Source organism: Flavobacterium sp. WC2430 (assembly GCF_040822075.1).
Classification (GTDB): Bacteria; Bacteroidota; Bacteroidia; order Flavobacteriales; family Flavobacteriaceae; genus Flavobacterium.
Genome location: NZ_CP162007.1, coordinates 2,413,296 through 2,425,537, shown reverse-complemented (window position 1 = coordinate 2,425,537; position 12,242 = coordinate 2,413,296). Strand labels below are relative to the sequence as shown.

Below are 12,242 nucleotides of genomic sequence, written 5' to 3'. Positions count from 1 at the left end.
AATAAAAAACCGTTCTGAAATCAATCAAAACGGTTTCTATAAAAGATCTTAGTTTTAGAAAACTACAAATGACTGAGTTTACTATTTTTTCGGCTGAAGCCAAAGTAAATCACCAAACCGATTAGCAACCAAATAGTAAAGTAGATCCAGTTCCAAACGCTTAATTCGGCCATCATATACAAACAACTTACTAATCCTAATAACGGAATTAATGATAAATTATCTTTGAAAGACCAAATTGTCAATCCAATTAAGGCGAATAGGAAAATCCACATTGGAATTTTATGTTTGAACAAGCTAAAACCACTTTCGTATTTTAAGTTAGTATCAATTGGTAAACCGGCAACAACGGTAGCGTATTTTGCATCATCGTCTTGGTATTTACTCAATAAATTTTCTAAATCTGGTTTACCTACACTATTCTTGTCTGTGTCTATACTTACGAGATAGGCATACACTTTTTGAGATTCTTCTTTATTCAATGAAGTAATAATATCTTCCGCTTTATTAATTTGGGTTTCATTAGTTAGAAAATCCATTGTTCCTTTATGGTTAAATTGTAACGCATAGAATATTCCTGCAGCCAGCATAAAAGGAACTACATATTTAGAATTCACATACGGTGTTTTAAATTTCCCTCGAGGAATATCTTTCTTATTTTGCAAAACTAAAACTCCAGCACAAACCAATACGAAGGCAAATAAAGTACCTATACTACATAAGTCAGTTACCATAGTTAAATTCAAAAACAAAGCAGGAATAGCCACTACAAACCCAGTTACTACAGTTGCGTAAGAAGGGGTTTTGTATTTTGGGTGTACCCTTGAAAATCGTTTTGGCAACAGCCCATCACGACTCATACTCATCCAGATACGCGGTTGTCCCATTTGGAAAACTAACAATACACTCGCCATGGCAATTACGGCACTAACTCCAATAATAGCCGACATGATTTTTAAATCTAATTTTTTGAAAACAAACAGTAAAGGATCCCCCACATTCAAATCCGCATAGCTCACCATTCCTGTTAAAACTAAAGCAATTATAATGTACAAAACAGTACAAATAATAATAGCCCACATCATTCCTTTGGGTAAATCACGCTGTGGATTTTCACATTCTTCTGCAGTAGTTGATATCGCATCAAAACCAATATAGGCAAAGAAAACAGCCGAAACTCCTTTCAATACACCACTCACTCCATTTGGAGCAAAAGGAGTCCAATTATCAATATCGATGTAGAAAACACCTACTGCAATTACCAATAGAATAATACACAGTTTTACTAATACCATCATATTACTGGCATTACGTGATTCTTTCATCCCACGATATACTAAGGCTGTAATCAAAACAATAATAAATAGAGCCGGTAAATCAGCAACAAAATGGAAAGAACCTATTGTTGGCGCAGTGGTCCAAGCCATATAAGCAGATTGTAGTCCCGTATTTAAATTCTCAAAAGACTTTCCGCCTTGCATTAAAGCAGTCGCATCTTTAAAACCGTTAGAAGCCGTTAAATAATCCATTTGAGCCCAATCGGCTAGAACCTGTAATTTAAGATGGTAATGATGATTGAGATTGTTTATAATGTTCTCCATCAAACTCGTAAAGTAATCACTCCACGATATGGCGACCGTTATATTTCCAATAGCATATTCCATGATTAATGCCCAACCAATAATCCAAGCTATTAATTCTCCAAAAGCCACGTAGGAATAGGTATATGCACTACCCGAAACTGGGACCATGGATGCAAATTCGGCATAAGCAAAAGCAGCAAAACTACAGGCAATAGCAGTAAACAAAAACAAGAATATTACTGCTGGACCACCATCAAAACTAGCTTTACCAATGGTACTAAAAATCCCCGCACCAATTATAGCAGCGATACCAAAAGCAGCCAAATCTCGTGCTTTAAGATGTTTTCCTAATGCATTGTGCCCGTCAGCATTATTTTTTTCTACCTGTGCCAAGATATCTTGCACTGTTTTTTTTCTAAATAAACTGGATAGTGCCATAGGTCGTAATTTCTTATTAAAAATTAATATCTTGTAAATTGTTTGCCATTATTCTAACAATAATGCAAGTTTTATTCAAAATCCAAATGTATAAAACAATTTTAATTATCGGTTATTTTAGAGTATATTTTTTATTATATAGTTAAAATAAGTCAAAAATTCATTTTTAACAGAATTAAAAAGTCAATAACTATTATTTAAAAGATAATAAAAATTTAATAAAAGAAACATCTTATTTTTTATCTTTTTAAAAGGCCTGCTTCTATCCAAATTATTTCAAACAACTTCTCAATATAGTAACAGGATGCTGTGCTTTTCTGTTTGTTCCATCATAAATTTGATGACGACAACTTGTTCCTGCCGCTGCAATAGCGATACTAGGTTCTGTAGCTCTGATTTTAGGAAATAAAGTATCCTCCCCCATTTGCATACTAATATCATAATGCTCTTTTTCATAACCAAAAGAACCCGCCATACCACAACAACCTGAATTATAAATGGTTACTTTATTGTTTTTAGGCACGTTCAACATTGCAAATGTAGCTTCAATAGTACTCAATGATTTTTGGTGGCAATGTCCGTGAATTTTAATTTGTTTTCCTTCTTTCGAAAACTGGTCTGAATGAATTTTAGTAGCATCGATTTCTCTTTTGAAAAATTCTTCAATAGTCAAGCAGTTTTTAGACAACTTTTCGGCTGCAACTTTATCATCAGCTAGTCGTAAGTACTCATCTCTAAAAGTTAATATTGCTGAGGGTTCTATTCCTATTAATGGGATTTCAGTTGTTACAATCGGTGCAAAAATTGAAACATTTTTATTGGCAATGGATTTTGCCTCTTCTAGAAAACCTTTAGATATATACGCTCTAGCACTTTCTTCATGATCAACAACTAGTACTTCGTAACCCAATTCTGTCAATAATTCAAAAGCATCAATTCCTACTTGAACATCATAATAATTGGTAAACTCATCACAAAACAAATACACTTGCCCGTTTACAAACGAATCCGTTTTTTTGTTTGACTTATTACTTTCTAACCATTTTCTAAATGATTTTGGTGCTAGTAAAGGCACTTCTCTTTTTGGAGCTACTCCCATCCCTTTTTTCACTAAAGGCTGATTGACCATAAAATTAGTCAACGCTGGAAATACACTTCCTAGCTTATTTAGTTTAGCATTATTGGCAAAAATTTTATTTCGAAGCGTAAAACCATTTGCTTTTTGATATTGGTATAAAAACTCTGCTTTTAATGAAGCTACATCTACATTAGACGGGCATTCGCTGGCACAGGCTTTACAGCTTACACACAATTCAAATACTTCGTACAGTTCTTTATGATTGAATTTATTATCTTTTTCTGATTGCGTTAAATATTCCCGTAAAGCATTGGCTCTAGCACGCGTGGTGTCTTTTTCATTTTTGGTAGCGCGATAACTCGGACATAACGTTCCTCCTGCAGATGCTGGTTTTCTACAATCTCCTGAACCGTTGCATTTTTCTGCCAGTCTTAAAATCCCCATACTATCGGAGAAATCCTGAATGGTTTGAATTTCTGGCTCTTCTCTTCCTGGTTCAAAACGGAGGTTTTCATCCATTTTCAAGGCATTAACAATTTTTCCCATATTTAAAACCCAATACGGGTCGAATGCTAACTTAATGCGCTTTAGTAAATCATAGTTTTTCTCCCCAATCATAAATGGAAGAAATTCTCCTCGCACTATTCCATCACCATGTTCTCCGCTCAAGGAACCTCTATATTTTTTGACTAAAACGGCTACTTCGGTAGCAATGTTTCTAAATTGATAAACGCCTTCCTTTGTTTTTAAATTCAAAACTGGACGCAAGTGAATTTCTCCTGCTCCAGCATGAGCATAATAAATCGCTTCTTGACCGTGGCGTGCCATCATAGCAGAAAAATCGGCAATGTAATTAGGCAAATCACTCAATTCTACTGCAGTATCTTCAATAGAATCAGCTGCTTTATTGTCGCCTACAATACTACCTAAAAGCCCCAAACCAGCCTTACGCAATTCATTTATTTTATCAATATCAGCACCATAAATTTTAGGCAAAGTATACCCAAAGTTATGCAACTCCATATCAGCTATTAGCGCATTGGCTTGCGCCTCGGCATCTTCCATACTTACATAAGACCCCACTTCCATCATAATCACCGCCTTCGGATTTCCTTGTATAAAAAATCGGTTCTTAGCTTGTTCTCTGTTGGTTTTGGTACAATTTAATATCGTATCATCCATCATTTCACAAGTATATAAATGATGTTTCATCGCGGTCACAACAGCTTCTAAACTTTCCTGAATGGTATGAAAATGAGCTACCACCATCACATTATTCGTTGGTGGTAAATCATCGACTTTCAACGTAACCTCAGTTGTAAAAGCCAGTGTTCCTTCGCTACCACAAAGTAATTTACCCACATTGATTGTCGGTTCGTTTCCTGAAAACAAATCGGATTTTAACAATATATCTACCGCATAACCCGTATTTCTTCTATGAATTTCTGGTTTTGGATATTCCTTTTTAATCTCTTCTTGGGTCGCAACTACTGATAATTCTTCGTATAACTTTCGGTAAATAGCATTTTCCAAAGAATCCCCTTTGGTTTTTTCGATAAAAGCCTCCGAACTCAATTCGCCAAAAACCACTTGAGATCCATCACTCAAAACAGCTTTAATCTCGACAATTTTATCGCGTGTCACTCCGTATCGAATCGATGTGGTTCCTGATGAGTTATTCCCCACCATTCCACCAATCATACATCTACTGGAAGTGGACGTATTAGGGCCAAAAAATAATCCGTGCGGTTTTAAATATAAATTCAACTCATCCCGAATGACACCAGGCTGAACCGTTATTGTTTTTTTGGCTACATCAAAGGAAACAATGTCCGTAAAATGTTTTGAAACATCCACTACTATTCCGCTACCAACCGTTTGTCCCGCCAGTGAAGTTCCAGCTGTTCTAGGTGTCAACGAAATTTTGTGTTCCCTAGCAAAATGCATCAATTTCACAATATCCTCAGTTGTTTTGGGCAAAGCCACAGCTTCAGGCATGATTCGGTAGGCCGATGCATCTGTTGCGTATAAAATTTTATGAAGTGTGTCGTATAAAAGTGTACCGTCCAGCGATTGGGATAATGATTCGAACTGTTGGAAAATTGACATGAAATGGCAGTATTTTAGATAATGTACAAATATAAATAATAGTCCTTTACCTAATCACAAATTCTAACACTCCTTTCGTTTTTTATTTTCAGGAGCAATTCCCACCATCCGCTACACCCTTTTGGGTCTCAAATCCTTTTTCTAGGCGTGTTCAGGAGCTTCCTTTGGTCGCTCTGCCCACCCCAGAAAAAAGGGGTTTTCGACCTGCAAAGGGGTTTCACTTCTGTTGGGGCTAGGGCATCTTACACAAATAAAATGATATCTTAATTCTTTGGCAAAGAAATTGCAGCACTATTTTACATATAATTTTATAGTAATTTAGCAGCTATAATTCGCCAAAAAAACTATTTTTGATACTTATAAAAAAGTCCTCCCAATGAACCTTAAAAAATCTTTCTTACTTCTCCTATCTAGCTTTCTCCTAGCGTTTTCAGTTGGAAATGCACAGGAAACGACTGTAAACCCAAAAAATGAGTTTAGAGCAGTTTGGATTGCTACCGTAGCAAATATTGACTGGCCTAAAACGAGCACAGATCCAATTGAAAAGCAAAAAGCTGATTTTCTTGAAATCTTAGACACCTATAAAAAACTAAACTATAATGCAGTAATTGTCCAAATACGAAGTGTTGGTGATGCTTTCTATCCTACAAATTTAGCTCCATGGTCAAAATACTTAACTGGAAAAGAAGGAAAAGCACCTGCTAATAATTTTGATCCTTTGGAATGGATGATTACCGAAGCACACAATAGAGGTTTCGAATTTCATGCATGGCTAAACCCATACCGTGCAACAATGGACTTGAACACGGCTATTTTAAGTCCAACCCATGATTATTATAAACATCCAGAATGGATGATTAAATACGGTGGGAAATACTATTACAATCCGGCGCTACCCGAAGTACAAACTCATTTAGTGGCAGTTGTCGATGAAGTAGTAAAAAACTACGATATTGATGCAATACATTTTGATGATTATTTTTATCCCTACAAAATACCAGGAGAAAATTTCAATGACACTGCCTCTTATAAAAAATACGGAAACGGATTAAGCTTAGAAGATTGGCGACGATTGAATGTCAACAATTTTGTAAAGTATACGTCTTATGCCATAAAAACGAGAAAACCATGGGTACAATTTGGTATCAGCCCATTTGGAGTTTGGCGTAATAAATCAGTAGATCCAAAAGGATCTGACACACAATCGGGACAAACCAACTATGATGATTTATTTGCTGATCCAATGGCTTGGATGGAAAACAGCTGGGTTGATTATATCTTACCTCAATTGTATTGGAGTATGGATCATAAAACCGCTTCGTATACCAAACTTTTAAAATGGTGGTCTGAGAACTCAAAAAATACCGCAGTCTACATCGGAAATGGTAGTTATAAAATCAATACCGATTCAGACCGAAGATGGTTTAATCCAACAGAAATTCCAAACCAGATTGATGTAACTAGATCGTATAAAAACATTAATGGAAATGCTTTTTTTAGTGCCAAATCATTTGTGAACAGAAACAAAGCTGTTACCGATTTATTATTGGAAAATCAATACAAATATCCAGCGCTTCCGTATGTAGTCCCTAATTCTAAAAAAATAGTAATTGACATCCCTACTGTATGCAATGCAACAAGCAATAGTAGTTGTTCTACCTATACACTCAATTATCCATTGAATAGCAAGATTCGTTACGTTATGGTTTATGAAGCTAAAAATGGTGCCAAATTAGATCTTAATGACCCTAGTCAAATTATTGATAAAATTGCTTTCAAAGAAAAAAAAGATACTATTTCTATAGTTATTCCAAAGACTACTGAGGATAAAAATACTACTTATGCAGTATCCTTTATTGACTTTTTTGGTAATGAAAGTAAGGCTACACAAGTAAGCACCAAAACGGATAAAAAATCAAACCAAAGCGCAATGAATAATGGAAGTAAATAATAGACCTTGGTATTGGATACCTATTTTAAACTTTGCCTCGGGACTACCATACGCTATTATTATTTCGGTTTCGGTAATCATGTACAAAAATTTGGGAATCAGTAATGAAGACATTGGGATTTACACCAGTCTTTTATATCTTCCTTGGGTTATAAAACCATTATGGAGCCCCTTTATCGATTTGTACTCTACCAAAAGAAAATGGTTTTTGGCTATGCAATTACTCATCTCAATTTCCTTTTTAATCGTAGGATTATCCATTCCCATGAATCATTTTTTCTTGATTAGTTTGGCTGTTTTTTGGGTCGCTGCTTTTGCATCAGCATCCAATGATGTGGCTAGTGATGGTTTTTATTTATTGGCTCTGGAGAAAGACCAGCAATCTTTTTTTCTAGGAATACGCAGTACTTTTTATCGCCTTTCTATGCTTACTGGAAATGGCTTAATTGTAATTATTGGTGGCTATCTAGAACAAGAATATGGAGACAAACAAAAAGCGTGGTCCTATACGATGATTATCGTTGGATTACTAATGACTTTAATTACTATCTACAATTATTTTGCTACACCAAGAACTGAAAAAGCGATTGTAAAAAATTCAGTAGAAGCTAAAAAAGCAAGTTTTTCTAGCGTTTTTTCTAGCTTTTTTCAAAAGAAACAAATCGGTATTGTATTAGCTTTTATCTTATTATTTAGATTAGGCGAATCTCAATTATTAAAAATGCTAACGCCTTTCTTAATTGATCCTAAAGGATATGAATTAGCTGAATCTACATCAAATACACAACAATTAAATGCTTTGCATATTTTTAACTCTAAAGTTAAAACAGAGATTAAAACATCTGAAGCAGAATTAGAATTAATGTATTCTTCTTTACCAATAGTAGCATTAATGGAGAATGAAAAAAAGCTATTAGAAACAAAACCTTCCAACATAATCGATATAGACAAATTTAATAAAGATATAAAACCCTCAAGGATAAAGCTTATAGATAAATTAGTAACGAACAAAGGTAATTTCAATGCAATCAAGAAAGGTGGTATAGGATTAACTACCGAGAGTGTGGGTATTATTTATGGTACTTTTGGTGTTCTTGCTCTTGTAATTGGTGGAATTCTAGGTGGAATTGTAATCTCGAGAGACGGTCTTGGCAAATGGATGTTACCCATGTTTCTAGCCATGCACTTACCTATTATTGGCTTCATATTATTATCACATTTTCTACCTACCGATGTTTACTATATCTATATAGCGGTTATTGTAGAACAATTTGGTTACGGTTTTGGATTTGCTGCTTTTATGATGTACTTAATCTATGTTGCCGATGGCGAATCAAAAACCTCCCACTACTCTATTGCAACTGGGTTCATGGCGTTAGGAATGATGTTACCTGGAATGATTAGTGGATACATCCAAGAATATTTAGGCTACGGAAACTTCTTTATTTGGGTTTTCTTAGCTACAATTCCAGGATTAATTTTATCTCGTTTCTTGATATTCCCAAAAGAATACGGAAAGAAATCAGCATAAGTTTATGGAACGCAGATGAAACGGATTTACTTCGTAAAGACGCGGTAAAATGCCGATTTTAAAAAATAGCCACTAATTCACTGATTTTAATATTAATTAGTTTTAAAAAATCTGTGAATCTGTGGCAAGAAATAACAGCAAATATTTTCATAAATGACTTTAGAACAAAAAATAGGGCAATTTTTTTTTCCTGCCGTTTTCATCAATGACATCGAAGAAAACATTCAGGCAATGGAACAACTCATTACAAAGTACAACATTGGTGGATTGACTTTTTTTCATAGTAGAGCCAGTGCAGCAACCAACTATGAAACGAAGAAAAAAATTGTTTTTAATGACGATAGCTACCAACGTTTAAAAGACTTAATTGTTCGTTACCAAAAATGCGCTCCTACGCCACTTTTGATGAGTATTGATGCCGAATGGGGACTAGCCATGCGTGTAGAGAAAACTCCACAATATCCTTATGCCATTACTTTGGGTGCTATACCTCTAAGTGAATCACACTTGGTTTATGAGGTAGGCAAACAAATTGGATTGGATTTAAAATCAGTAGGAATTCATTATAATCTAGCACCTTTAGCGGACATCAATAACAACCCAAATAATCCCGTAATTGGTTACCGTTCTTTTGGTGAAAACAAAAAAAAAGTAGCTCATTTTGCTCTTGAATACCTGCGTGGAATGAATGATGTAGGTGTACTAGGTTGCCTTAAACATTTCCCCGGTCATGGAAATACTAATGTAGATTCGCACTTGGGATTACCCGTTTTAAAGGAAAGTTTAGATGAATTATTGGAAAATGAACTATATCCTTTCATTAAAGGAATTGAAAACCAAGTAGACTCAATCATGATTGGTCATTTGGCGGTACCTGCTTTGAATGATGGAAAAGATACTTCGGCCACTTTATCGAAAAACATAATCGAAGCCCTTTTGCGAAAGCGTTTAGGATATGACGGTTTGGTAATTTCGGATGCATTGAACATGCACAGTGTATCAAAACTGTATGATATTAAAGGTCAACTGGAATGGGAAGCTTTTAATGCTGGAAATGATGTATTGTGTTTTGCCGAAAATGTTCCCGAAGGAATTCAAGAAATCCTAAAAAATGCTAGTCCAGAACGCATTGAAGCCAGTTATAACCGACTGAGGCAATGCAAAGAAAAAGTGGGAATATTAAATTCAAATTCTGAAATTAATACCACTTTAGATTTTGAAACTACGGCAGTTTTAAATCGAAAAATAGCACAATATAGCATCACAAAAATCAAAGAAAGCAACAATACCGAAATTGTTTTGGATGCATCCAAAAAAGGAAAATTAGCTAAAATCAGTCTTTATAGACCTATCGACAATGTCTTTTTTAAGACTTTAAGTACTTCTATTCCTTCATCAGAATTTGCGATAGAAATAGGCACAGAAGAAGCACTATTAGCATTAGAAAAAAAACTAAGCGATTACGAAACTTTACTTATTACACTATTTGTTCCAAAGGCAAAACCGATGAATAATTTTGATATTGATAAGGCCGTTTTGGGATTTTTAGAAAAAATATTCATGTCCAAAAAATGCATATTATATGTCTTTGGAAACCCGTATTCACTGCAAGTAATTCCAAATATATCTTCAGCGATTGGACTTGTGCAAGTCTACCAAGATTTTAAGGAATTTCAAGAAAGCGCAGCAATACAATTAATAGAGAATCTAGACTGTAAAGGAACTCTGCCAGTGCATATTGAAGGAATTTAGTTTGATTTTTAGAATCGAATAAAATCTGCTTTTTTACAACGAATTATTCGAATAAAATTCAATTAAAATCATCCATATTAAAACAAAATCAATATTATTTTTTGATTATTAAAAAACAACATTGATATCCTCAAAACCATGTTATCCACAAAAAGTGAAGTTAGGTTAATGCCTCTTTTTTTATCTATATTGCAAACTCAAACACTTATAGAATGGATACAAAAATCATTAGAAACAAAGAATTATCAATTACAGAAGCCTTAATTCCAGTTCTTGCTCTTATCTTACTTTTGGGTTATAATGTATCGGTTTATGGTGACGAAGCCTTAAGCGGAAGCAATCAATTTGTTTTATTATTAGGTGCTGCCGTTGCTGCTATTGTTGGTTTTTTCAATAAAGTGACCTACCAAAAAATGATGGAGGAAGTTGCCGAGAATATTAAATCTACGGTAGGTGCTATCCTCATATTACTTATGGTTGGTGCATTGGCAGGAACATGGCTCGTGAGTGGTATTATCCCCTCTATGATTTATTATGGTTTACAAATATTAAGTCCTGCTATCTTTTTACCCGCTACTTTAATTATTTGTTCCATTATATCTATTGCCACAGGAAGTTCTTGGACCACCAGTGCCACTGTAGGTATTGCTTTAATAGGTGTGGGTGGTGCTTTAGGTTTTGATCTAGGAATGGTCGCAGGAGCAGTCATCTCTGGAGCTTATTTTGGAGACAAGCTTTCCCCCATGTCAGATACAACTAACCTTGCCCCTGCAATGGCTGGAACCGATTTGTTTACTCACATTCGATACATGACATTAACTACTATTCCAACTTACATTATCACCTTAATTCTATTCATTATTTTAGGACTAACTGTTGATATTAAAGGAGATGTAAATATTGCTAGCCTATTAAATGATATTGAAGGTACTTTTACCGTATCGGCATGGTTATTTTTAGTTCCTGCTATTGTTATTGGACTAATCATTAAAAAAACAGAGCCGTTAATTGCGCTTTTGGCAGGAACTTTATTGGCCGCAGTCTTTGCAATTATATTTCAACCACACATTTTAAATCAAATTGCGGGTGTGGAAGCTATGACATTTAAATCAGCATACAAAGCTGTGATGGATGCCATTACTGGCAAAATAATTATCCCTACGGAGAATAAAACTTTGGCTGATTTATTTACCTCAGGCGGAATGCAAAAAATGTTAGGAACCATCTGGTTGATTCTTTGTGCTATGGTTTTTGGTGGAATCATGGATGCAATTGGCGCTTTGGCTAGAATTAGTCAGACCTTATTGAAACTAGCACATACAACGTTTGGACTTTTTGCCTCCACTGTAGGAAGTTGTTTGGCACTGAACATCACTGCTTCCGATCAATATTTAGCTATTGTAGTTCCTGGAAAAATGTTTGCGAAAGCGTATAAAAATAAAGGTTTAGCACCCGAAAATTTAAGTAGAACACTAGAAGATTCTGGTACTGTTACATCCGTATTAATCCCGTGGAATACTTGCGGTGCCTATCAATCTGGAACATTAGGTGTTTCAACGTTTGATTATTTACCGTATGCTTTCTTTAATATTCTAAGCCCTTTTATGACCTTAATTTTTGTCGCTTTCAATATTAAAATTAGACAATTAGCAACTGATAAGAAAAATTAGTAAAAAAAATACTTTAACTATTTTAATATAAAAAACACTAAAACCATGACTAACTATTAGTTATGGTTTTTTGGTTTATATTAATAATCAGAAACTATTACTATATAAAAATTTATAATTGAAATTGATT

6 protein-coding genes are annotated in these 12,242 nt (G+C 34.6%); 4 read left to right on the top strand and 2 right to left on the bottom strand.

Going from position 1 to position 12,242, the window contains the following annotated elements:
• Nucleotides 1–62 precede the first annotated feature (62 nt).
• Complete coding sequence (locus AB3G36_RS10645; RefSeq protein ID WP_367752543.1) at nt 63–2,021, bottom strand: amino acid permease; 1,959 nt, start codon at nt 2,019–2,021, stop codon at nt 63–65.
• A 271-nt stretch (nt 2,022–2,292) separates the two neighbouring features.
• Nucleotides 2,293–5,208, bottom strand: coding sequence for an FAD-binding and (Fe-S)-binding domain-containing protein (locus AB3G36_RS10640; protein WP_367752541.1), 2,916 nt, complete (start codon nt 5,206–5,208; stop codon nt 2,293–2,295).
• A 376-nt stretch (nt 5,209–5,584) separates the two neighbouring features.
• Here AB3G36_RS10640 and AB3G36_RS10635 point away from each other — a divergent pair, with 376 nt between their 5' ends.
• The 4 genes from AB3G36_RS10635 (at nt 5,585) to nhaC (ending at nt 12,112) form a co-directional block, all read left to right on the top strand.
• Nucleotides 5,585–7,159, top strand: coding sequence for a glycoside hydrolase family 10 protein (locus AB3G36_RS10635; RefSeq protein WP_367752539.1), 1,575 nt, complete (start codon nt 5,585–5,587; stop codon nt 7,157–7,159).
• Complete coding sequence (locus tag AB3G36_RS10630; protein WP_367752537.1) at nt 7,146–8,690, top strand: MFS transporter; 1,545 nt, start codon at nt 7,146–7,148, stop codon at nt 8,688–8,690. The genes AB3G36_RS10635 and AB3G36_RS10630 overlap by 14 nt, the downstream gene beginning before the upstream one ends.
• 153 nt (nt 8,691–8,843) lie before the next feature.
• Nucleotides 8,844–10,442 carry a glycoside hydrolase family 3 protein gene (locus AB3G36_RS10625; RefSeq protein WP_367752535.1) on the top strand — a complete coding sequence of 533 codons (1,599 nt, stop codon included), beginning with the start codon at nt 8,844–8,846 and terminating at the stop codon, nt 10,440–10,442.
• A 212-nt stretch (nt 10,443–10,654) separates the two neighbouring features.
• Nucleotides 10,655–12,112, top strand: a complete 1,458-nt coding sequence (gene nhaC / locus AB3G36_RS10620; protein ID WP_367752533.1) for a Na+/H+ antiporter NhaC — start codon at nt 10,655–10,657, stop codon at nt 12,110–12,112.
• Nucleotides 12,113–12,242: the final 130 nt, after the last annotated feature.